Source organism: Xanthomonas sp. NCPPB 4467 (assembly GCF_041475665.2).
Taxonomy (GTDB): Bacteria; Pseudomonadota; Gammaproteobacteria; order Xanthomonadales; family Xanthomonadaceae; genus Xanthomonas; species Xanthomonas dyei.
On sequence record NZ_CM191260.1, the window covers coordinates 496,548 to 519,266 of the forward strand.

The following is a 22,719-nucleotide window of genomic DNA, read 5'->3' on the forward strand; positions in this document are numbered from 1 at the left end:
AAGCAATCAAAACCCGAGATTCGATTCGGTACGTAAATCGATCCTGGCAGCTATCACGGGTCTGCGCATCAAAAAAGTACTTAAACGAACAAATTCAGTCGCTGTCGCTAGCGTCCGCCAGGTGCACCCGGGTGCCGGCCTCGGCCAGCACGCTGGCCAGTTCCTGCGGCGGCGGTCGGTCGGTGAACCAGTCGTGCACCTGCGCGATCGCGCCCAGCCGCACCATCGCATTGCGCCCGAACTTGCTGTGATCGGCCGCCAGCACCACCTGGCGCGAGTGTTCGATGATGGCCTGGGCCACCCGTACTTCCTGGTAGTCGAAATCCAGCAAGGTGCCGTCCAGATCGATCCCGGAAATGCCGATCACCCCGAAGTCCACCTTGAACTGACGGATCAGCTCCACCGTGGCCTCGCCGGTCACGCCCTGGTCGCGCCCGCGCACCACGCCGCCGGCCACGATCACCTCGAAACTGGGGTTGGCGCTGAGCATCACCGCCACGTTGAGGTTGTTGGTGATCACGCGCAGGCCGCGATGCTGCAGCAATGCGCGCGCGACCTCTTCGTTGGTGGTGCCGAGGTTGATGAACAGCGAGGCATCGTCGGGAATGAAGCGCGCGACGTGCGTGGCGATGTGCTGCTTTTCGCGTGCCTGCAGCGCCTTGCGCGCGGTGTAGGCCAGGTTTTCCACACTGGAGGGCATGCTGACGCCGCCATGGTAGCGGCGCAGTACGCCGGCATCGCACAGCAGGGTCAGATCGCGCCGAATGGTTTGCGGGGTGACCTCAAAGCGCGTGGCCAGGCCTTCGACATCGGCAAAGCCCTGCTGCCGCACCAGCGCCACCAATTGCTCCTGGCGCGGGTTCAATGCCGGCGCCGGGACAGTCCTGTAGTGAGTTGACTCCATGCGCTGATGATCGCGCATGCGCGTGAGGATGCAAACACAGCGGTTGCGTGCGGTTGTCAGTCGTGTGGACGTATCAGTTCACGCCGCCGCATAGCGTATGGCGACTTCAGCAGCGCCGCGCCCGCCCGACAGCGAGCGCGGTGCGCATGACGACGACGTTCAGCCCAGCTCGCCGCGGTAGCCGGTGTCGATGCTGATGCTGCCGCCCACCGCACGCGACACGCAGGCGCACAGCTTGCGATTTTCGCGGCGTTGCTCGTCGCTGAAGAACACATCGCGGTGATCGATATCGGCGGCGCTGTCGAGCACCTCCACCGCGCACAAGCCGCATTCGCCACGACGGCATTCGGCGATTAATTCGACCCCGGCATCGGCCAGCGCATCGAGCATCGATTCGTTTTCGGCCACCGGCACTTCCAGACCGAGCCCGGGCAGCTTGACCACGAACGCCTGCGCCGGCACCCGGCCGCTATTGCCGAAGGTTTCAAAATGCAGCCGTGCGCGCGGGCGGCCGGCGGCATGCCAGTGCTGGCGCACCGCTTCCAGCATGCCCAGCGGGCCGCACACATAGACCTCGGCATTGGGCGACAGGCGTGCCAGTTCGGCGGCAAGATCGGGCGGGCCGTCGGTGTCGTCGCAATGCAGCTGCAGGCGCGCGCCGAGCAGCGCTTCCAACGGGTCCACGTAGGCCATCGCGCTGCGCGAGCGCCCGACATACAGCAGGCGAAAGGCCTGATGCCGCTGCGCCAGCCGCTGCGCCATGCCCAGGATCGGCGTGATGCCGATACCGCCGGCAATCAACAGGATTTCTTCGCCGCTCTCGTCCAGCGCGAAGTTGTTGCTGGGGGGCGACATTTCCACCACATCGCCCGGCTGCAGCGTCCACATATGCAGCGAGCCGCCGCGGCTGTCGGGCATCTGCCGGACCGCGATCTGGTAATACCCGTCCGCGCGTGGCTCGCCCACCAGCGAGTAAGAGCGCACATCGCTGCGGCCGTTCAATTGCAGACGAAAATCCAGGTGGCTGCCCACCTCGAACGCACGCGCTGCCGTGCCTGGGTCGAGCACGATTTCGCGCACCCCCTCGCAGGCGTCGGCAATGCTGACGACATGGGCGCGATGCCATTGGGTGTCTTTACGCATGGGGAACTCCAGGCAGAAGAGCGTGCCGGGCAACGCCGGCGGTGGATGCATGGGCGCGGCCGAGCAGGGCGCCACCGCGCACCTGGGCGATGGCCGCGGGGGTTTGCAGGATGTGGCGCAGATTGCGGTGCGCCAGACGGGCGTGCTCGCGCATCAGCGCTTCGGCGCGGCTGCCCTGGCGCTGCGCGATGGCGGCAATCACTTCGCGATGCTGGTCCTGCGCCACGGTCAGGAGCACCTGCGCATCGGCAGCACTGGTCTGGGCCATGACCAGGCTGTTGGGCGAGGCGAATGGCAGCTGCAGCACGCGGGTGAGCTCGCGGCCGAGCACATCGCTGCCGGCCATCGCCACCAGCAACGCATGGAACAGCGCGTTGGCCTGGACATAGGCGGCGAAGTCGATGGCACCCTGCGGCACGCCGACGATGCCATCGAGCGTCTCCAGCAGCTGATGCGCCTGACCCAGCTGCGCGGCAGTCGCCCCGCGCTCGGCGGCCATGCGTGCGGCCAGCCCTTCGAGCGTGCCGCGCAGTTCGATGGCGTCGTGCACGTCGTGCTCGCTGAAGGCCTGCACCGCGTAGCCGCCGCCCGGCAAGGCGCTGGCCAGGCCTTCTTCGCACAGGCGCTGCAAGGCCGCGCGCACGGGCGTGCGCGACATGCCCAGCCGCTGCACGACTGCTACTTCGGACAATCGCGCGCCGGCGGGCAAGGTACCGTCGAGGATCAGCTCACGCAGCGAGAGCAGCGCGCGCGTGGTCTGCGCCGCGCTGCTGTGGAACGGTGTGGTCGGTGGCATGGGGGTCTCCTGCGCGTTGCGCTCAGCCCACCATGCGCAGCGACAGATCCTGCGCGCGCTGTTCGTGCGCGATCAGGCGGTCGATCACCCGCCGCGCCCACATGCCGCCGGCATCGACGTTGAGGTTGTAGAAGGTGTGATCCGGATGCGCGTCGATGGCGCGTTGCTGCGCTTCCAGAATCGCCTCGTCCTCGCCGAACACACCGGTGACGCCGGCGCGGGTGAGCGTGGTCAACGACTGATCGTGCAGCGCGTAGTTGCGCATGAACGCCCAGAAGTAGTGGCAGGTGGTATCGGTCTCCGGCGTAATGGTGTTGAGCACGTAGCCGTTGACGCCCTGGCTGCGGTCGCCCTCCGGCGCGCCGGTGCCGGCGATGGCCACACCGACATCGATGGCGATGGTGCCGGGCGCTTCGAAACGGATGATCTGCCAGCGGTCGACCTTGCCGTGGTAATCCAGATGCCGCGCGATCTGGCCGGCCCAGAACGGCGGCGGGTCGATGTTGCGCATCCAGCGCGACACCACCACCGAGCGATCGCCATGCACGACATCGAACGGCGCTTCGGCGATCTCGTCCTGGCCGATGCTCGAACCATGCACGAAGGTCTCGTGGGTCAGGTCCATCAGGTTGTCCAGCACCAGCCGGTAGTCGCACTTGGCGTAGATGGTGCGGCCATCGCCGGCCCAGGCCGGGTCGTGCGCCCAATGCAGGTCGGGAATCAACGCGGTGTCGGCCTTGGCCGGGTCGCCCGGCCAGATCCACACATAGCGGTGCTTCTCGGCCACCGGAAAACTGCGCACGCACGCCGACGGGTTGATGGTCTCCTGCGAGGGCATGTGCACGCAGCGGCCCTGGGTGTTGTAGACCAGGCCGTGATAGCCGCACACCACATCGTCGCCGCGCAGCTTGCCCATCGACAGCGGCACCAGCCGGTGCCAGCAGGCATCTTCCAGCGCGACCACCGCGCCGGCCGTGGTGCGGTAGACCACCACTTCGAGGTTGCAGACCTTGCGCGGCGTCAGGGCGTGCTTGATTTCGTGGTCCCAGGCGACGGCATACCACGCGTTGAGGGGAAACAGCGGCTTGGACTGGGACTCGGACATGACCGTGACTCCTGGGGTTTTGTATACAACCTGGGGTACGAATCGACGCACTGCGCCGGCGTGCAAGCAGTTGACGCGCATGTCAGCGCTGGCGTCTGCTTGCAGGCGAAGTTATGTATACACCGGAGACAATGTGGGAACATGACTGTGCAGCGGAAGTTGTGCGATTATCGAATTCAATTACCGATAATCGTATTGACCAGGCTGTTCAGCCGGCTCTACCGTGGCTGCACATTCGCAGCGGTGCCTTGCTCATGGCTGAAATCGTCGCTTTATCAGATGCGGTGTCTAACCTGATCGCCGACGGCGATTGCGTGGCGATGGAAGGCTTCACCCATCTGATCCCGCATGCGGCCGGCCATGAGGTGATCCGCCAGCGCAAACGCGAGCTGCGCCTGGTGCGCATGACCCCGGACCTGATCTACGACCAGCTGATCGGCGCCGGCTGCGCATCGGCGTTGCGGTTTTCGTGGGGCGGCAATCCGGGGGTCGGCTCGCTGCACCGGCTGCGCGATGCGGTGGAACACGCCTGGCCGCAGCCCCTGCAGATCCGCGAACATAGCCATGCCGACATGGCCAACGCCTACGTGGCCGGTGCGTCGGGTCTGCCATTCGCGGTGCTGCGCGGCTATGTCGGCTCTGACCTGCCGCGCGTCAACGACAGCATCAAGTTCCTGCAATGTCCCTATACCGGCGAAACGCTGGCCACCACGCCGGCGGTGAACCCCGATGTCACCGTGATCCACGCACAGCAGGCCGACCGCCGCGGCAACGTGTTGCTGTGGGGCATTCTTGGCGTGCAGAAAGAGGCGGCACTGGCGGCGCGCAAGGTGATCGTGACGGTTGAGGAAATCGTCGACACGCTCGATGCGCCACCCAACGCCTGCATCCTGCCGCGCTGGGTGGTCGATGCGGTGTGCCATGTGCCTGGTGGCGCCGCGCCGTCGTACGCGCATGGCTACTACGCCCGCGACAACCGGTTTTATCTGGCCTGGGACGCGATTGCGCGCGACCGCGCGCGCTTCCAGGCGTGGATCCAGGCACATATTCTGGACACCGACGACTTCGCCGCATTCATGCGCGTGTATGCGCACTCGCAGCAGCAGGTGGCCGCATGAGCGCTTACAGCACCAATGAAATGATGACCGTCGCCGCGGCGCGTCGCCTGCCTGATGAAGCGGTGTGTTTCGTCGGCATCGGTCTGCCGTCCACCGCGGCCAATCTGGCCCGGCTCACGCATGCGCCGGATGTCACCCTGATCTACGAATCCGGCCCGATCGGCGCACGCCCGGACGTGCTGCCGCTCTCGATCGGCGACGGCGAGCTGGCCGAAACTGCCGACACCGTGGTCTCCACGCCGGAGATTTTTCGCTACTGGTTGCAGGGCGGGCGGGTGGATGTCGGTTTCCTGGGCGCGGCGCAGATCGATCGACACGCCAACCTCAACACCACCGTGATCGGCGATTACGCCGCGCCGAAGACGCGGTTGCCCGGCGCCGGTGGCGCGCCGGAAATCGCGGCCAGCGCCAAGCAGGTGTTCATCATCATGCGGCAGTCCAAGCGCAGCTTCGTGTCGGTGCTGGACTTCATCACCACAGTCGGGCATCTGGACGGTGGCGATGCGCGCGCGCGCGCCGGCCTGCCCGGCGCCGGCCCCACCGTGGTGGTCACCGACCTGTGCGTGATGGAACCCGATGCGGTAACCCGCGAACTCACCGTCACGTCGCTGCACCCGGGGATCAGCCGCGAGCAGGTCAGCGCGGCGACCGGCTGGCCGATCCGCTTTGCCGACGATCTTGCGCACACCGCACCGCCCAGCATCACGGAACTGCAGGCATTGCGCGCGTTGCAGGCACGGACCGACGCCGCACATGGCACCCAATCGGCAGGAGCGGAGGCATGAGCGAGGTCTATCTGATCGACGGCATCCGCACACCGATCGGTCGCTATGGCGGTGCGCTGTCCAGCGTGCGTGCCGACGACCTGGGCGCGCTACCGATTGCCGCGTTGCTGGCCCGTCATCCGCAGCTGGACCCGGCCGCCATCGACGATGTGTATCTGGGCTGCGCCAACCAGGCCGGCGAAGACAATCGCAATGTTGCGCGGATGAGCCTGTTGCTGGCAGGCCTGCCGAGTTCGGTCCCCGGCAGCACGCTCAATCGCCTGTGCGGCTCCGGGTTGGATGCGATCGGCACGGTGGCGCGCGGCATCCGCGCCGAGGAACTGGGGCTGGCGATCGCCGGCGGTGTCGAATCGATGTCGCGCGCGCCCTGGGTGATGGGCAAGGCCGAAAGCGCCTTCGCCCGCACCCAGCAACTGGAAGACACCACCATGGGCTGGCGCTTCATCAACCCGCGCCTGCAAGCCGCCTACGGCACCGAGTTGATGGGCGAAACCGCCGAAAACATCGCGCAGCGCCATGCCATCACGCGCGAGGATCAGGACGCTTTCGCACTGCGCAGCCAGCAGCGTGTGGCTACCGCCCAGGCCGCCGGTTTCTTCGATGCAGAGATCACCTCGGTGCCGGTGGCCGCACGCAAGGGCGGCGATGCCGTCACCGTCGAATACGACGAAGCCCCGCGCCCGAATACCACCGCCGAGATGCTGGCCAAACTCAAGCCGGTGTTCCGCCAGCCCGGCAGCGTGACGGCCGGCAATGCGTCCGGCATCAACGATGGTGCGGCCGCGTTGTTGCTGGCCTCCGCGCAGGCCGTGCAGACGCATCGGTTGACCCCGCGCGCACGCGTGCTGGGTTTTGCGTCGGCAGGTGTCGAGCCGGCCTACATGGGCATGGGCCCGGTGCCGGCCACGCAGCGTCTGTTGGCGCGGCTGAACCTGCGTATCGAGCAGTTCGATGCGATCGAGCTCAACGAAGCCTTCGCCGCGCAGGCGTTGGCGTGCACGCGCGCATTCGGGTTGCCCGACGATGCCGCGCATGTCAACGCCAACGGCGGCGCCATCGCACTCGGTCATCCGTTGGGCATGAGCGGCGCGCGGCTGGTACTCACCTTGCTGCGCCAGCTGGAAGCCAGCAACGGCCGGCTTGGGCTGGCCAGCATGTGCGTCGGGGTGGGGCAGGGCGTGGCTCTGGCGATCGAGCGCCTGTGAGCCAGCCCACTGCAACCACTGCGCCGCCACCGCATACCTACCCGCTCGACCATGCCGCAGTGCGGCGCAGGGAGATCTCACGATGCGCGATGCCCCCGATGATTCGACACTTGCAGACCCGCTGCTCGGCTACCGCCGCACCCGACCCGGCACGCAGCCGGCCTATCTGCATCCGGCTTATGCCTCCACCGCCCTGCGCGGGCCGACGCACGCGCCCATCGATATCCCGGCCACGCTGTCGGAAGTCACCGGCCCGCGCCTTGATCGGCTTACCCTGGGCGAGCAAGCGGCCGATCTCACCGCAGGGTTCAGTGGCGAGCCGCTGGGCGAGCGCATCATCGTCTCCGGCCGCGTGCTCGACGAAAACGGCAAGCCGGTGCGCAACAGCGTGGTGGAAGTGTGGCAATGCAACGCCGCCGGCCGTTACCAGCATGCCGGCGATCGCCACGACGCACCGCTGGACCCCAACTTCCGCGGCACCGGCCAGGTGCTCACCGATGAGCATGGCCGCTACGTCTTCAAGACCATCAAGCCGGGCGCGTATCCGTGGCGCAATCACTACAACGCCTGGCGGCCGGCGCATATCCATTTTTCGCTGCACGGCGATGGCATCGGGCAACGGCTGATCACCCAGATGTATTTCCCGGGCGACCCGCTGCTGGCGCACGACCCCATCTACAACTGCGTCGACGATGCGCTGGCGCGCGAGCGCATGGTGTCCAGTTTCGACTGGGAAAACGCCATCAGCGAATATGCCCTGGCCTACCGCTTCGACATCGTGCTGCGCGGCCGCAAGCAAACGGTCTGGGAGTGAATCGATGAGCCTGCACGCAACCCCTTCGCAAACCGTCGGCCCGTATTACCGGCTTGGGCTGGAGCCGCTGTATCGCGACCAGCTCGCACCGGCGCAGGCCGCCGGCACGCACGTGCAGATCAGCGGCTGCGTCTTCGATGGTGCCGGCGTCCCGGTGGCCGACGCGGTGCTGGAACTGTGGCAAGCCGATGCCGCCGGTATCTACGCACATGCTGCCGACAGCCGCTACCAGGCGCACGACGCCAGCTTCGATGGCTGGGGCCGGGTGCCGACCGATGCGCAGGGGCGTTTTAGCTTCAGCACGGTCAAGCCGGGTGCCGTCGCCGGGCCGCAGGGCAGGACGCAGGCCGCGCATTTGAGCGTGCTGGTGTTCATGCGCGGGCTGTTACGCGGCGTATCGACGCGCCTGTACTTCGCCGATGACCCGCAGCTGGGCAACGACCCGATCCTGGCGCTGGTGCCGGCCGCGCGCCGCGCCACCTTGCTGGCCCGGCCAGCGGGCAATGGCGCGTATGCCTGGGATATCCATATGCAGGGCGAGATGGAGACTGTGTTTTTTCGGTATTGATGCGCAAATCGTCGGCAGCGCTGCACGCAGCCGGTGTTGCCATGCGCCCCGTGAGCCTGACCCTGCGGCCTGCACGTCCAGCACGCCACGCACCGCCGTCGATCACGATGACAGCCCGCAAGCGCGCACCGCCGTCTCCAAGGCGCGGATACACACCAGGCGATTATGCCGTCACCTTCGCCCGCCGCGGCCTCGCTGCGCGTATTGCCCTAACGTCTAGTTGGCACCCCCGTGCTTCGGTGCCATGCTGCCGGCACGCCAAGAGATGCGATGCATGAGTGCGACGTCTTTGCTGTTGGGATCCTTGTTTGGCGAGCCTGCGTGCGACGCATTGTTCAACGATGCGGCGCGTGTGCAGGCCATGTTGCACGTCGAATCCGCGCTTGCCCGCGCGCAGGCGCAGTGCGGTGTCATTCCTGCCGAGGCAGCCGCATCGATTGCAGCGGCCTGCGATGTGCAGCACTACGACATGGCTGCCTTGGCGCAGGCCACCGCGCTCGCCGGCAACCCTGCCATTCCGCTGGTCAAGGCGCTGACCGCGCGCGTCGCCGCGCACGATGCTGCGGCCGCGCGCTGGGTGCACTGGGGAGCCACCAGCCAGGACGTCATCGATACCGGCAGCGTGTTGCAACTGCGCACCGCGCTCGATCTGCTGCTGCCGCGTCTGCAGCAGCTGTGCGACACCCTGGCCGCGTTGGCCGCACGCGAGCGCGATACCGGCTTGCCCGGGCGCACCTTGTTGCAGCAGGCCGTGCCGGTGACCTTCGGGCTCAAGGTGGCCGGCTGGCTGGACGCCTTGCAGCGCGCGCATCGGCGCCTGCACGCGTTGCGGCACGAGGCGCTGGTGCTGCAGTTCGGTGGCGCGGCGGGCACCTTGGCTTCCTTGCAGGAGCGCGGCCTGGACGTGGCGCAAGCGTTGGCCACCAGCTTGGCGCTGCCGCTGCCTGCGTTGCCCTGGCACACCGCGCGCGACCGCATCGTCGAGGTCGGCTGCGCGTTCGGCCTGCTCGCCGGCACGCTGGGCAAGATCGGCGGCGATGTGGTGCTGCTGATGCAATCGGAGGTCGGTGAGGCGTTCGAGCCCGCGGCGGCCGGCAAGGGCGGCTCATCGGCGATGCCGCACAAGCGCAATCCGGTTTCCAGCGTGGCGGCGGTGGCCGCGGCCACCCGCGTACCCGGGCTGATCGCCACCTTGTTCAGTGCGATGGCGCAGCCGCATGAGCGCGCCGCCGGGCAATGGCATGCCGAATGGGACACCTTGCCGCAGATCGTGTGCCTGACCGCCGGCAGCCTGGCGCAGATGCAGGCCTGCCTGGCCGAACTGGAACTGGACCGCAGCCGCATGCGCCAGCACCTGGACAGCCATGGCGGCGTGCTCTACGCCGAGGCGGCGGTGTTCGCGCTGGCCGCGCAGCTCGGCAAGCCGCAGGCGCACGCGCTGGTCGAACAGGCGGTGGCGCGCGCGCAGGCGCAGCAGCGGCATCTGCGCGAGGTCTTGGCAGAGGACGCGCAAGTGGGCGCGGTACTCACGCACGCGCAACTGCAGGCGGTGTTCGATAGCGACAGCTGGCGCGGCATGTCCTCGGTCTGGATCGATCGCGTGCTGGCCGCCTCTTCCTCCCGTTGACGGTGCTTCGATGGCTTATCTGCAATTGCCCACGCATCGTCTGCATTACCGTCTGGATGGCACCGACGGGCGGCCCTGGCTGACCTTCTGCAATTCGCTCGGCACCGACCTGCACATGTGGGACGTGCAGATCGAAGCCTTCGCCCCGTACTACCGCATCCTGCGCTACGACCGCCGCGGCCATGGCTATTCGGACTCGCCGCCCGGCCCGTACAGCGTGGCCGACCTGGGGCAGGACGTGCTGGCGCTGTGGGATGCCTTGCAGATCGAGCGCAGCGATTTCTGCGGGCTGTCGATCGGCGGGCTGACCGGGCAGTGGCTGGGGCTGCATGCCGCGCAGCGGTTGCGCCGGCTGGTGGTCTGCGCCACCGCGCAAAAGATCGGCAGTACCGCCACCTGGGAAACCCGCATCGAGCAGGTGCGCAGCGAAGGCCTGCCGATGCTGATCGATGCCACGCTACAGCGCTGGTTCACCCCGGAATTTTCCATCAGCCACGCGCAGCGCCTGGACATGATCGCCGCCGCCTTCGTCTCCACCTCCCCGGACGGGTACATCGCCTGCTGCCAGGCGGTGGCCGAAGCGGATTTCCGCGGCGCGCTGGATGGGCTGAGCCTGCCGCTGCTGGCCCTGGCCGGCGACGACGACCCGGTGTGCCCGCCGCCGGACCTGCGCGAGATCGCCTACGCCGCGCCCGATGGGCATTACGCCCAGGTACCGGGCCGCCATATCTGCAATCTGGAATCGCCGGCCGCGTTCAACGACGCGGTGCTGGGGTTCCTGCAAGCCGACTGATCTTTTCCGTATGACGAGGACGCCCCATGCACGAAGACGAACGCTATCAAACCGGCCTGCGCGAACGCCGCCGCGTGCTGGGCGATGCGCATGTGGAGCGCTCGCTGGCCGCGCGCACCGAGCTCACCACCGAGTTTCAGGACCTGATCACCCGGTATGCCTGGGGCACCATCTGGACCCGCGACGGCCTGCCTGCGCATACCCGCTCGTTGATCACCTTGTCGATGATGGTCGCGTTGGGCCACGACGAAGAATTCAAGCTGCATGTGCGCGCCGCGCGCAACAACGGCGTCACCCCGGAGCAGATCAAGGAAGTGCTGCTGCAGGCGGCCATCTATTGCGGTGTCCCGGCGGCCAACCACGCCTTTGCGCTGGCCAAACCAATCCTGGAAGAACAGGCTGCCGAGACCTGATCCGGCTCGCCTCATCGCTTGCGCTTTCGCGTCCGCCTGCCGTGCCGCGCAGCGTAGCCAGTCCACCGCGCCCATCACGAGATGCCGCATGACGGTCCGCCCCGTCTACCTGGTCCTGCTGCTGTTGCTCTCGCTGGCTGCCGGCGCACAACCGCAGCCCGGGCCGGGCACCCAGCTGGCGCAGGTGCGCGCCGACGATGGCCAGACACTGGCGGTGTGGTCGCGCGTGCCGGCGCAGCCGCGCGGCACGGTGCTGCTGGTGCATGGCCGCACCTGGAGTTCGCTGCCCAACTTCGACCTGCAGGTGCCGGGCGAAGCGGCCGATTCGCGCTCGGTGCTGGCCGCCTTGGCGCGCGCCGGACTTGCCGCCTACGCGGTGGACCTGCGCGGCTACGGCGGCAGTGCGCGCGATCGCAGCGGATGGAACACGCCCGACCGCGCGGTGCGCGATGTCGCCCAGGTGCTGGCCTGGGTCGCCCGGCAACATCCGGACCTGCCGCCGCCGGCCTTGATCGGCTATTCCAACGGCGCGCGGGTGGCGCTGCTGGTCGGCCAGCAACAGCCGCAGGCGGTGTCCGCGCTGGTGCTGTACGGCTTCCCCGACGATGTCGATGCGCCGCCCACCGACACGCCAACGCCGGCCCAGCCCTTGCGCGCACGCACCACCATCGCCGCGGCCGGCGAGGATTTCATCACTGCCAATGCCGCGCCGCCGGGTGTGCGCGCGGCTTATGAAGCGCAGGCAGTGGCCGCCGATCCGGTGCGTACGGACTGGCGCGCGATGGCGCAGTTCGCGTTCCATCCCGAGCAGGTCACGACGTTGCCGGTGCTGCTGCTGCGGGGCGTCGACGATCCCATCGCCACGCAGGCCGACAACGCGCATCTATTTGCACGTTTGCATAGCGAAGATCGCAGCTGGGTCACATTGCCGCACGCCGATCATGTGGCGCATGTAGAAGACACCCACGCGGCCTGGGTGGAGACGGTGGTGGGTTTCTGCGTCGGCCGCGTTGAGCCCTTCGGCGGGTGACGCAAGTGAAGCAGAAAGCCGCGGGAGCAGGCGACGAACGCGCTGCTGGCTGCATGCAACGCAACGACATGCGGCTATACGCGAGACGCAGGCCACACGTGCGCGGGACCCAGCCACGCGCCGCCCAAGGATCTCGGCCGCTTCGCTCAGGATTGGAGTTGCTTCATCACCCAGGACGCGCCGCACGCGCTAACTCAACAACGCACCCAGGCGCTGCGCCGCCAGCTTCAACGGCTCCAGCAACTGCGTCTGCATGGTCTGCAGGCTGACGCGCCCGGCCTGCGCACCGATGTTGAGCGCGGCAATCACCTCGCCACGCAGGTTGCGCACCGGCACCGCGATCGAACGCAGGCCGATTTCCAGCTCCTGATCGGTCAGGCACATGCCTTCGCGGCGCGCACGCGCCAGGATCTCCAGCAGCGCCGAGGCCTGGGTCACCGTGCGGTCGGTGCGCGGGCGCAGCGTGGTGCGCTCCAGGTAGGCCTGCAAGGTGTCGGCGGGCAGGGCGGCCAGCAGCACCCGGCCCATCGAGGTGCAATACGCCGGCAGCCGCGTGCCCGGGCGTAGCCCGATCGACATGATCCGCACCGTCTCCGCGCGCGCCACGTACAGCAGGTCGTCGCCATCCAGCACGCCCAGCGAGCAGGATTCGTGCAGGTGGTCGCGCAGCCCGTCCAGCACCGGCTGCGCGGCTGCGGTCATCGCCGAAGACGCCGCATACGCGCCGCCAATGCCCAGCACGCGCGGCAACAGCACATAGCCACGGCCCTGCTCGCCGACATAGCCCAGCTTGGCCAGCGTGTGCAGCACGCGGCGCACTGCCGCGCGTGAAATGCCGGTTTCCAGGCTGATCTGCGACATCGTCACCTCGCGCGGATGCTGGGCGAACACGCTCAACACCACCAGCCCGCGCCCCAGCGAGGTCATGAAGTCCGGGTCGCCCTGGGCGGCGGCAATCTGCTGCATCAACTCGTGCGGCAGGCCGCGCTCGCTCCCGGTCGCGGCAATGGCGGCGGGACGTTTGCGGCGGCTGGCGGTGGGCTCGGGCATCGGATCGCGGGTCAGGCAGGTCCACGCATGGTAAGCGCTCGCGGCAATGCCTGCCTCCGGTCGCAGTGTGTGCGTCGCATGTAAGCACTTCATCCTGCTTGCCGCATAATCGCTACTGACTTGTTTCGGATCGGTCCCCCTCGTCCATGAAAACCCCCAAGGGCCTGCAGCCGCTGATCGACGACGGTGTCATCGACGAAGTGTTGCGACCACTGAAGAGCGGCAAGGAAGCCTCCGTCTACGTGGTCAGCGCCGGCGAAGACATTCTGTGCGCCAAGGTCTACAAGGACATGGCGCAGCGCAGCTTCCAGGCGCGCGTGCAATATCAGGAGGGCCGCAAGGTACGCGGCAGCCGCCAGGCGCGCGCGATGGGCAAGGCCACCAAGTTCGGTCGCCGCGAAGCCGAGACCGCATGGAAGAACACCGAAGCCGATGCGCTCTACCAGCTGGTGGATGCCGGCGTGCACGTCCCCAAACCGCGCGGCTATTTCCATGGCGTGCTGCTGATGGATCTGGTCACCGATGCCGCCGGTCACAGCGCACCACGCCTGGGCGAAGTGGAGCTGGAGCCGGAGCAGGCGCGCGCATTCCACATCAGCCTGATCGGCGATGTGGTCAAGATGCTGTCGCTGGGTCTGGTGCACGGCGATCTGTCCGAATACAACGTGCTGGTCTCGCCCGACGGCCCGGTGGTGATCGATTTTCCGCAGGTGGTCAGCGCCGCCGGCAACAATGCCGCGCGCGACATGCTGCTGCGCGATGTGCACAACCTGCGCGACTGCCTGGGCCGCTTCGCTCCGGATCTGCTCGACACCCACTACGGCGAAGAAATGTGGGCGCTTTACGAAAAGGGTGAGTTGCGCCCGGACAGCGCGCTCACCGGCCGCTTCAAGTTCGACACCAAGCGCGCCGATGTGCGCGCCATCCGCGCTTCCATCGAAGATGCGCGGCAGGAAAACCTCATCCGCCAGCAAGGCCGCGAAGCCGCTGCCGAAGACGACGACTGATCGCTGCGTGCGCCACACGGCGCATTGCCTTGCCCGGCCGCCGCCGCCGGCACGGGGCTTGCCGTTGCACGGGCGTCACCTGTCCGGACGCGACCATGTTGCTTGCGCACTGATGGGATTGAAGCGACGCGAGCCACGGTGCGTCTAAAAGAGGGCACGGGGAAGAGGCGCGCTGCCGCTTCATCCCGCACGGTCTGCACTTGCAGGTCTGCGCACGCGTCATGCGGTTGCGCATCCACGCGATGCAACGCAGCAATCGGCGTTGCAGGTGGTCGCGTGCATGTCCGCAAGATGTAACGCGTTGCAGGTCGGAACCCTTCTGTATCAAGCCAGCACCGGCCTGCCCAAGCGATCGCGCATCATCCGGGCAGGTAGTTATTTCATTTAATGGTTATTTAAAATAAGTATCAGGCAAACTCGGTAGTCGTCCACTGCCAATGAGACCGTCATGTTCGATCCCGATGTCGTTCGCCTGTTCGCTGTTCTCCAGCAAGCCGCCCAGCCGCCGATGGAAACGCTGCCCCTGGCAGACGCACGCGCAATGATGCGTGGGCTGGGAGCGCAGCTCGGCTTTCCGGTGCTGGAGATGGCGCAGGTGCGCGTCGTGCAGGCCGACACCGCTGTTGGCAACGTGCCGCTACGGTTGTATCGGCCGCCGGGCCTGAGCGACGCGCCCGCCCCAACCTGCGTGTTCGTGCACGGTGGCGGTGGCGTGGTGGGCGATCTGGACTCGCATGACGATGTGTGCCGGCAGCTCGCGGCACGCGCCGGTTGCCAGGTGCTGGCCGTCGACTACCGGCTGGCTCCCGAGCACCCCGCGCCGGCCGGGGTGGAGGACGTCATCGCCACGGTGCAGTGGCTGGCCGCACATCCCGGGCAGGTCGGCGCAGATCCACAGCGGTTGGCGGTGGCCGGCGACAGCATCGGCGGTGCGATGGCTGCCGCCGCTGCAATCGCCGCCCGCGATGCCGGCATTGCGCTGCGCTGCCAGCTGTTGCTGTATCCGCTGACAGACGCACGCGAAGACAACGGCGAGCATCCGTCCCGCACGATCAATGCCGACATCCCGCCGCTGACGCGGCAGGCCACGCAGTTCTTCAACCAGCATTTCATCAAGGACCCGGCCATCAGCCTGGATTGGCGCGTCTCGCCGCTGCTTGCTCCGGATCTGAGTGGCGTTGCGCCGGCGCTGATCGTGCTGGCCGAGCGCGACATCCTGCACGACGAAGGCCTGCGCTATGCCGAGCGCCTGCGCGCAGCCGGTGTCGAGGTCAGCGTGCACACCTTTCCCGGCATGGTGCACGGCTTCATCCATATGGCCAGCATCATCCAGGCAGCCGACAAGAGCGTGGACCTGTTTGCCGAAATGCTGCGACAGCGGCTGTTGCCGGTGTAATCCGGCGTAGTGCCGAGGTGTCGGCAATACGCGCAGCATCGTGGCGGGTTGGCGCACGGTGCGGATGCAAACGCGCTGCCGCTTCGGTCCACGCGAAGAAACTCCGGCGCGATCCGGCACTGGATGCCGGTGCGCTACCGCGGCGTTTAGAAGTTGAAGCGGAACGTGGTCATCAATACGTGGTTTTCGCGGTCCACTGCGCGCGTATTGACGAACTGGTTGAGATAACCGATGTCCATATTGGAGATGGCGTTGAATTTCCAGTTGATGCCGACAAAGACGCGGTTCTGGTCGATGCCGCGGCGTGCGCCCCATTGCGTCTGATCGAGATTGACGAACAGCTCGTTGAACAGCACCCAGGACAGTTGCGGACTGAATCCGCTCGGGCGGGTGGCGCGGATCATTTGCCGCACGCGGTAGCCCTCGTCGCTGAAGTCTTCGCGGTGGCGCTGCTCCAGACGGGTGCGGCTGGTGATGCTGATCTCGGCGATCGGATCGAACTGATACTGAAACTGTCCCCACCAGCGATTTTCGCGGTTGGACGGCTGACCGGCCGGATGGCTGATGATGGTGTCATAGCCCATCCAGACGCTGGCTTTGGGGTTGAGCCGGTAAAACACCGCAGGGCGCAGGATCAATTGATCGAACTGCTCGCCCTCCTCGCGCCAGCGCGGATGAATATCCATGCTCCAGTAAAGGTTCTCGACCGGCAATTTGCCCTGGGCGTAGATACTCAACCAATACCGGCCATCTTCTTCGGTATTGGCATGGGCCGTGGAGATACTGCCCAGCAGCAAAAACAGAACAGGACCGGCGATGCGAAACGTTGCGGTCCGTAGCGTGCCAAATGCGTTCATTTAGTGAAATGTGTCGGCGTTGGCAAATCATAGCAACATCTATCGTGCTTCCATCGACCGTCTGGTCGGCCCGTAGCGCCTCTGTTCGGCTGCATCTTCGCTAATCGCGACACAGCTTCGCTTTCGTGCATCCGCTGGCAAGGTGTGCAGGTCTCCGCCCGGTGGCGTATCTGTTGTCTTCTGCTTGACCAGCTCGATGCCGACATAGGCAGCTCTGCGCTGCGCTGCAGTGACTTGCGGTCGATAACCAGGCCGACAGGGCATCCCAATGCGTCAGGGCGATGCAGCGTCGCTGGAGAGCATTTGCCGAAACAAGGTGTCCAGAGCATCCGCACGCCCGCTGCCGGCCGGCAGCCGTGGCTGCGCCGCGCCCATGCGGTCGAGTTCTGCTTCGAGAAAGTCGCTGATCACCGCAATCCGTGGTCCATCTTCCACTTCTGTGGAGATGCGCTTGAGCGCCAGCAAGCGATCCACCGCGTTGCGCAGTTCGCCATGCGGCAACAATTCGTCCAGCAATAGTTCGAACGCCATCGGCGGCATGTCCTGCCTGCGCTCGATCCATTGGCAAGCCAGCACTGGGCGCAAAACGTACAAATATTTCTTGGTGCGAATCCGCTCACCGCGCAGGTAGCCGCGATAGTTGCTCTTGGCCATGTTGAAGTAATGCCACCAGGTGCCAAGCGGTGAATAGAAGTGCGCTGCGATCGCCCGCAACTGCTCGACAGCAACCGTATCTTGCCGATACACCACCGGCGAATGCAGCCATTCCAGCAGCGTCGGATTGGACTTGGAGACCAACCGCAATGCCTTGCGCAGGTCCCAGCCGCTGACATCCAGATCGTCGGAGAGCGGCAGCTCGATCACGTCGCGCTGCGGCTCGCCGGGGCCGGTGCTTTCGTTGACGCTCAGATACCAGTTGCGCCGATGGACGTAGACAAAGCGTGCGTCGTAATCGCTGTCGGGCGAGGAAAATCCCCAGCCGCGGCTGCCCGATTCGCACGCCAGCAGAATGCGGACCTCATGTTGCTGCTCGATCTCGCGCAACGCCGCCAGCACTGCCTCGCGTTTGTCCGCTGCGATGGGATGGATGTCCATGGGGTCGCTGTCCTTGTGCATGACGTGCCCCAATCATAACCAGCTCACGCAGATGCAGCCTGGCACACGGCCAGGGCTATGCCACCTTGCTGCGCCGCGCGCGTTCCAGATGCACCAGCAGCAGCGAGATCGCTGCCGGGGTCATGCCGGGAATGCGTTGTGCCTGACCGATGTGTTGCGGGCGCACGCGTTCGAGTTTCTGCTTTACCTCGATCGACAGACCGCGCACGCCGGCGTAGTCGAAGTCTTCCGGGATCGGCGTGGTTTCCTGGCGTTGCTGGCGTGCGATATCGTCGCGCTGGCGATCCAGATAACCGGCGTACTTGACGCTGATTTCCACCTGTTCGGCCACCTGCGTATCGTCCACGCCCGGCCCCAATGTCGGCACCCGCATCAGCGTGGCGTAGTTGAGTTCCGGGCGCTTGATCAGGTCCAGCACATTGGTTTCGCGGCTGAGCGACACGCCCAGCGTCTGCGCCACTTCGCGGCCCAGCGCATTGCCCGGCGTCGCCCACAGCGCCGACAGGCGGGCGGTCTCGCGTTGCACGGCCTCCTGCTTGGCCGAAAACCGCGCCCAGCGCGCCTCATCGACCAGGCCCATCGCGCGGCCAACGCCGGTCAGGCGCGCATCGGCATTGTCCTCGCGCAGCTGCAGCCGGTATTCCGCGCGGCTGGTGAACATGCGATACGGCTCGGTGGTGCCGTGGGTGATCAGATCGTCCACCAGCACGCCCAGGTAGGCCTCGTCGCGACGCGGCGACCAGGCCGGCAGCCCCTGCACATGGCGGGCGGCATTGAGGCCGGCCAGCAGGCCTTGCGCGGCGGCTTCTTCGTAACCGGTGGTGCCGTTGATCTGCCCGGCAAAGAACAGCCCGCCGACCGCCTTGGTTTCCAGCGAGGCCTTGAGTCCGCGCGGGTCGAAGAAGTCGTATTCGATCGCATAGCCGGGGCGGGTGATATGCGCCTGCGCAAAGCCGTGGATCGAACGCACCAGCGCCAGCTGTACATCGAACGGCAGCGAGGTGGAGATGCCGTTGGGATAGATCTCGGTCACCTCCAGGCCTTCGGGTTCGACGAAGATCTGGTGGCTGGTCTTGTCGGCAAAGCGCACCACCTTGTCTTCGATCGACGGGCAGTAGCGCGGGCCGATGCCTTCGATCTGCCCCGAATACAGCGGCGAGCGGTGCAGTGCGCCGCGGATGATGTCGTGGGTCTGCTCGGTGGTGTGAGTGATCCAGCAGCTGACCTGGCGTGGGTGGTCGCTGACCTGGCCCATGAACGACATCACCGGCAGCGGGTCGTCGCCGGGTTGTTCGGCCATGACGCTGTAGTCGAGCGTGCGCCCGTCGATGCGCGGCGGGGTACCGGTCTTGAGGCGGTCGATCGCGAACGGCCGCTCGCGCAGACGCGCGGCCAGCGTGGTGGCCGGCGGGTCGCCCATGCGCCCGGCCGCGTACTGGGTTTCGCCGACATGGATCTTGCCGGCCAGGAAGGTGCCGGCGGTCAGCACCACCGCCGGCGCCTCAAAGCGCAACCCGGTCTGGGTGATGACTCCGCGCACGCTGTCGCCTTCGGCGGCGCCGTTGTGGATGATCAGATCGTCCACCGCCGCCTGGAACACGGTCAGGTTGGGCTGCGCCTCGACGATGCAACGGATGGCGTTGCGGTAGAGGTTGCGGTCGGCCTGGCAGCGGGTGGCGCGGACTGCCGGCCCCTTGGAGGCATTGAGGGTGCGCCACTGGATGCCGGCCAGATCCGCCGCGCGTGCCATCGCCCCGCCCAGCGCGTCGATCTCCTTGACCAGGTGCCCTTTGCCGATCCCGCCGATGGCCGGGTTGCAGCTCATCGCGCCCACCGTCTCGATGTTGTGAGTCAGCAGCAAGGTGCGGGCACCTGCGCGCGCAGACGCCAGCGCGGCCTCGGTGCCGGCATGGCCGCCGCCGATCACGATGACGTCGAAGCGATAGAAAGAGTCGGACATGGGCGTGGACTGATCAGCAGAGAGAAGGAAAACGGCCGCAGAAGTATCGACTGAAGCGCCGCGATGGTCACTAAATCGTTAAATATGTGATGAGAGTCACATTTTAAGATAGTGACCCTCAAGTTGGCACGTTCCGTGCGGATATCCCTACTGCACCTATCGTGGCATTGCGACATGGGCGCAAAGGCTGGAATTGGAACAGGGGCCAGCCGCGCGCGCGATGGGGTAGCGTAAGGGTCGGTAGTCGGGGGACTGCCGACCCTTATTTTTTTCTGCGATTCCTGCAACGCCTGCATGCTTTCTCGATCATTGCGCGGCTGCAGGCGCTATATGTCCTGATGCTCCTGCGATCCTCGATCTACCAATGCATAAAGCCCCGGCATGCCGGGGCTTTATGCATTGGAGGCGCCGATATCCGACAGGGCCGGAACAGGGGGGATCCAGATTTCCCTGTCGGACATCGACATAAGTCTGTCAGTGAGGCGGGCCGGGTCATAACATGACGTGGCGGGTCACACAGAGCACCTAGCTTGCGACCAAGTGCCGGCTGAACGCAAGCCCCCAATGTTGCCATTTGTGGGGGCCGTCGCAGTCAGCTTGTCATGGAATTTGCTCACGGGTGTTGCGTGGCGCGGTCTGACGCTGGATTTCGCGAATCACGCGCGGCGGTGCGCCGATCCGTGCCGGTGGCCGCGCCGGTGGCGCGCCCGTGGCCGGTGGCGAATTCGGTCGCTGCGGACGTGGGCCATTCGGGCGCGGGCCGTTGTTGAACGATCCGTTCGGACGCGGCGGGCGGTACTGCGGGCGGCGATCGTACGGCCGGTAGTAGTAGCCACCGCCGCGATAGACCGGATACACCGGGTAGTCGTACAGCCCGATCGCACCGGCGCCGTACGGGGCACCGTAAGGGCTGCCGTAGTAGTAAGGCGAGTATCCCGGTGGATAGCGATACTGCACGGCAGGGGCGCCGCGGTAATAGCCGCCCGATCGACCTCCGGTGTAGTCGTAGGTTGCGCAGCCGCTCAGGGCCAGGAGCCCGGCGGCGAAGATCAGACGGAATTTCATGGATGGTGCCCTCCTGCAACCATGATCTCACTTTCGAACCGTTGCATTGAATCGGTCCTTAACTGTGCGGCAATGTGGCGTTTTTTCATCGATTCAGCATGCGCAGGCACTGTGGGTGCGAGCCGTGAAGAGTGGGGCGATACGTTAATCTTGCAGGCATGATCGACACGGTCCCTCTTGCCCATTCAGATGTCCTGCAGGCCGCCGCGCGCATTGCGCCGCACTGCGCGACGACACCGTTGCTGACCTCACACCAGTTGGATGCGCTGTGCGGCGCGCAGCTGTTCTTCAAGGCCGAGCACCTGCAGCGCAGCGGCGCGTTCAAGTTTCGTGGCGCCTGCAATGCGGTGTGGTCGTTGCCTGATGAGCTGGCGCCGCGCGGCGTGGTCACCCACTCGTCCGGTAACCATGGTGCGGCGTTGGCGCTGGCCGCCCGCACGCGCGGGATCGGTTGCCATGTGGTGGTGCCCGAAGGCGCCGTGGCGGCCAAGCTTGCCAATATCTCCCGGCATGGCGCCACGCTGTGGCGCTGTGCGCCGACCATCGCGGCACGCGAGCAGCTGTGTGCCCAGGTCCAGGCCACCAGTGGCGCGAACCTGGTGCATCCGTACACCGATCCGGCCGTGATCGCCGGCCAGGGCACGGCCACCTTGGAGTTGCTGCATCAAACTGGCGGGCTGGATGTCCTGCTGGCACCGGTCGGCGGCGGCGGGTTGGCGGCCGGTGCGGCGTTGGCGCTGCGGTCTGCGACGGGCTGTGCGCTGGTGCTGGCCGAGCCGAGCGGGGCGGCCGACACCGCGCGCTCGCTGGCGGCCGGGCAGCGCTTGGTCGACTTCGTGCCCGATACCGTCTGCGATGGTCTGCGCGGCACCCTGGGCGCGCCGAACTTTACGCTGCTGCAAGCCGGCGGCGCGCAGGTGATCACGGTGGACGACGCGGCCGTGGTGCAGGCGATGCGGCTGATCTGGCAGGTGCTCAAGCAGGTAGTGGAGCCGTCTTCGGCGATCACGCTGGCGGCGGTGCTGGCCGAGCCGGCGCGGTTTGCCGGGCGCAGGGTCGGGCTGATCCTGTCCGGCGGCAATGTCGATCTGGATGCACTGCCGTGGGCCGCCGCGTGAGCAGGCGTGGGCGCGGGCTCGGTCTGTGGGGCTGGGGCTGGCGGTTATGCATGCTGGCGCTGATCTGGCTGGTGGCGGTGGCCGGCTGGATCGTCTGGGTGGGCGACCGCGATCAGGCCGCGCCGGCGGACGTGATCATCGTGCTGGGCGCGGCCGCTTACGACGCGCGCCCGTCGCCGGTGTTCGAAGAACGGATCCGGCATGCGCTTGATCTGTACGACCAAGGCTATGCGCCGCGGTTGTTGTTCACTGGCGGCTTCGGCAATGGCGCGCGCTTTGCCGAGTCGCAGGTGGCACGGCGCTACGCGCTGCGCCATGGCGTGCCGCCGGAAGCGATCGTGATCGAGACCAGCTCGCGCACCACCCGCCAGAACCTGCTGCAGGCGCGGGCGCTGATGGAGCGGCACGGCATGCACCGGGCGATCATCGTCAGCGACCCGTTGCACATGGCGCGCGCGCTGCGGCTGTGCCAGGAACTGGGCGTGGATGCGCTGGCCTCATCCACGCCCAGTACGCGCTTTCGCAGCTTCCACACCAGCTGGCGCTTCCTGCTGCAGGAGGTTTACTTCTTCCACCGCGATCTGGTGGTGCAGGGGAGCTGAAACGGCTGCCGTGGTAGCTGGGTGCATCGAGCCGGCAGGGCCAGGTGGCATGTGCATAGGCATGTGGAGGTGCTCGGGCGCCTCGCACCGACGGATCGATCTCTGGCCGCAGTGATGTGAGTGTGTGCACTGCACAACGGCGTGGCCCGTCGAGGATGGGAAACGCGTGCGAGGGAGTGGACGCTGACTGCGTCCCAGCACGCGTGCCAAACCCGCTCTATGATGCGGCTTTCCAAGCGGCAGGTTC

General features: G+C 66.6%; 21 protein-coding genes and 1 pseudogene. 13 read left to right on the forward strand and 9 right to left on the reverse strand.

Features of this window, described 5'->3' with window-relative positions:
• Positions 1-94: 94 nt before the first annotated feature.
• The 4 genes from ACCQ06_RS02075 to ACCQ06_RS02090 all read right to left on the reverse strand — a co-directional run bounded on the left by ACCQ06_RS02075 (position 95) and on the right by ACCQ06_RS02090 (position 3,948).
• Entirely contained in the window at positions 95-922 is an 828-nt protein-coding gene (locus ACCQ06_RS02075; RefSeq protein WP_104617169.1) for a DeoR/GlpR family DNA-binding transcription regulator, read from the reverse strand.
• A 141-nt stretch (positions 923-1,063) separates the two neighbouring features.
• Complete coding sequence (locus tag ACCQ06_RS02080; protein WP_228322857.1) at positions 1,064-2,047, reverse strand: PDR/VanB family oxidoreductase; 984 nt, start codon at positions 2,045-2,047, stop codon at positions 1,064-1,066.
• Positions 2,040-2,843: a GntR family transcriptional regulator gene (locus tag ACCQ06_RS02085; protein ID WP_104617168.1), complete on the reverse strand. Its 804-nt coding sequence runs from the start codon at positions 2,841-2,843 to the stop codon at positions 2,040-2,042. The genes ACCQ06_RS02080 and ACCQ06_RS02085 overlap by 8 nt, the downstream gene beginning before the upstream one ends.
• Before the next feature lie 22 nt (positions 2,844-2,865).
• On the reverse strand, positions 2,866-3,948 hold the full coding sequence (locus ACCQ06_RS02090; protein ID WP_104617167.1) for an aromatic ring-hydroxylating dioxygenase subunit alpha: 1,083 nt from the start codon (positions 3,946-3,948) through the stop codon (positions 2,866-2,868).
• 254 nt (positions 3,949-4,202) lie between these two features.
• Between ACCQ06_RS02090 and ACCQ06_RS02095 the strand changes: the two genes are divergently transcribed.
• The 9 genes and pseudogenes from ACCQ06_RS02095 to ACCQ06_RS02135 all read left to right on the forward strand — a co-directional run bounded on the left by ACCQ06_RS02095 (position 4,203) and on the right by ACCQ06_RS02135 (position 12,285).
• On the forward strand, positions 4,203-5,066 hold the full coding sequence (locus tag ACCQ06_RS02095) for a CoA transferase subunit A (RefSeq protein WP_104617166.1): 864 nt from the start codon (positions 4,203-4,205) through the stop codon (positions 5,064-5,066).
• Complete coding sequence (locus ACCQ06_RS02100; protein WP_316689997.1) at positions 5,063-5,851, forward strand: CoA-transferase subunit beta; 789 nt, start codon at positions 5,063-5,065, stop codon at positions 5,849-5,851. Before ACCQ06_RS02095 ends, ACCQ06_RS02100 begins: the two co-directional genes overlap by 4 nt.
• On the forward strand, positions 5,848-7,056 hold the full coding sequence (gene pcaF / locus ACCQ06_RS02105; protein WP_316689998.1) for a 3-oxoadipyl-CoA thiolase: 1,209 nt from the start codon (positions 5,848-5,850) through the stop codon (positions 7,054-7,056). Before ACCQ06_RS02100 ends, pcaF begins: the two co-directional genes overlap by 4 nt.
• An 82-nt stretch (positions 7,057-7,138) precedes the next feature.
• Complete coding sequence (gene pcaH / locus ACCQ06_RS02110) at positions 7,139-7,870, forward strand: protocatechuate 3,4-dioxygenase subunit beta (RefSeq protein WP_316689999.1); 732 nt, start codon at positions 7,139-7,141, stop codon at positions 7,868-7,870.
• A gap of 4 nt (positions 7,871-7,874) precedes the next feature.
• Positions 7,875-8,438, forward strand: a complete 564-nt coding sequence (gene pcaG, locus ACCQ06_RS02115; protein ID WP_316690000.1) for a protocatechuate 3,4-dioxygenase subunit alpha — start codon at positions 7,875-7,877, stop codon at positions 8,436-8,438.
• A gap of 274 nt (positions 8,439-8,712) precedes the next feature.
• Entirely contained in the window at positions 8,713-10,065 is a 1,353-nt protein-coding gene (locus ACCQ06_RS02120) for a 3-carboxy-cis,cis-muconate cycloisomerase (RefSeq protein WP_228322862.1), read from the forward strand.
• 10 nt (positions 10,066-10,075) lie between these two features.
• Positions 10,076-10,858 (forward strand): 3-oxoadipate enol-lactonase, encoded by a 783-nt coding sequence (gene pcaD / locus ACCQ06_RS02125; RefSeq protein ID WP_228322863.1) that lies wholly within the window; start codon positions 10,076-10,078, stop codon positions 10,856-10,858.
• A 26-nt stretch (positions 10,859-10,884) separates the two neighbouring features.
• Complete coding sequence (gene pcaC / locus ACCQ06_RS02130) at positions 10,885-11,271, forward strand: 4-carboxymuconolactone decarboxylase (protein ID WP_104617160.1); 387 nt, start codon at positions 10,885-10,887, stop codon at positions 11,269-11,271.
• Between the two features lie 88 nt (positions 11,272-11,359).
• Positions 11,360-12,285 (forward strand): annotated as a pseudogene (locus tag ACCQ06_RS02135) (alpha/beta hydrolase).
• Between the two features lie 205 nt (positions 12,286-12,490).
• Here ACCQ06_RS02135 and ACCQ06_RS02140 read toward each other — a convergent pair.
• Positions 12,491-13,351, reverse strand: coding sequence for an IclR family transcriptional regulator domain-containing protein (locus ACCQ06_RS02140; RefSeq protein ID WP_104617182.1), 861 nt, complete (start codon positions 13,349-13,351; stop codon positions 12,491-12,493).
• Positions 13,352-13,497: 146 nt separating this feature from the next.
• On the opposite strand from ACCQ06_RS02140, the gene ACCQ06_RS02145 reads away from it, so the two are divergent.
• Positions 13,498-14,358, forward strand: a complete 861-nt coding sequence (locus tag ACCQ06_RS02145) for a PA4780 family RIO1-like protein kinase (protein WP_104617158.1) — start codon at positions 13,498-13,500, stop codon at positions 14,356-14,358.
• A gap of 448 nt (positions 14,359-14,806) precedes the next feature.
• Positions 14,807-15,754 (forward strand): alpha/beta hydrolase, encoded by a 948-nt coding sequence (locus tag ACCQ06_RS02150; RefSeq protein ID WP_316690001.1) that lies wholly within the window; start codon positions 14,807-14,809, stop codon positions 15,752-15,754.
• Positions 15,755-15,900: 146 nt separating this feature from the next.
• On the opposite strand, the gene ACCQ06_RS02155 is transcribed toward ACCQ06_RS02150, so the two are convergent.
• From ACCQ06_RS02155 to ACCQ06_RS02170, 4 genes are all read right to left on the reverse strand, one after another.
• Positions 15,901-16,611 carry a DUF2490 domain-containing protein gene (locus ACCQ06_RS02155; RefSeq protein WP_228322866.1) on the reverse strand — a complete coding sequence of 237 codons (711 nt, stop codon included), beginning with the start codon at positions 16,609-16,611 and terminating at the stop codon, positions 15,901-15,903.
• A 273-nt stretch (positions 16,612-16,884) separates the two neighbouring features.
• A complete protein-coding gene (locus ACCQ06_RS02160) occupies positions 16,885-17,706 on the reverse strand; it encodes a nucleotidyltransferase domain-containing protein (protein WP_228322867.1) in 822 nt (273 codons plus the stop codon).
• Positions 17,707-17,782: 76 nt separating this feature from the next.
• Entirely contained in the window at positions 17,783-19,687 is a 1,905-nt protein-coding gene (gene mnmG, locus ACCQ06_RS02165) for a tRNA uridine-5-carboxymethylaminomethyl(34) synthesis enzyme MnmG (protein ID WP_316690002.1), read from the reverse strand.
• A gap of 600 nt (positions 19,688-20,287) precedes the next feature.
• Positions 20,288-20,752 (reverse strand): hypothetical protein, encoded by a 465-nt coding sequence (locus ACCQ06_RS02170; RefSeq protein WP_104614263.1) that lies wholly within the window; start codon positions 20,750-20,752, stop codon positions 20,288-20,290.
• 158 nt (positions 20,753-20,910) lie between these two features.
• Here ACCQ06_RS02170 and ACCQ06_RS02175 point away from each other — a divergent pair, with 158 nt between their 5' ends.
• Positions 20,911-21,870: a pyridoxal-phosphate dependent enzyme gene (locus tag ACCQ06_RS02175; protein ID WP_316690003.1), complete on the forward strand. Its 960-nt coding sequence runs from the start codon at positions 20,911-20,913 to the stop codon at positions 21,868-21,870.
• Entirely contained in the window at positions 21,855-22,472 is a 618-nt protein-coding gene (locus tag ACCQ06_RS02180) for a YdcF family protein (RefSeq protein WP_104614265.1), read from the forward strand. The genes ACCQ06_RS02175 and ACCQ06_RS02180 overlap by 16 nt, the downstream gene beginning before the upstream one ends.
• Positions 22,473-22,719: the final 247 nt, after the last annotated feature.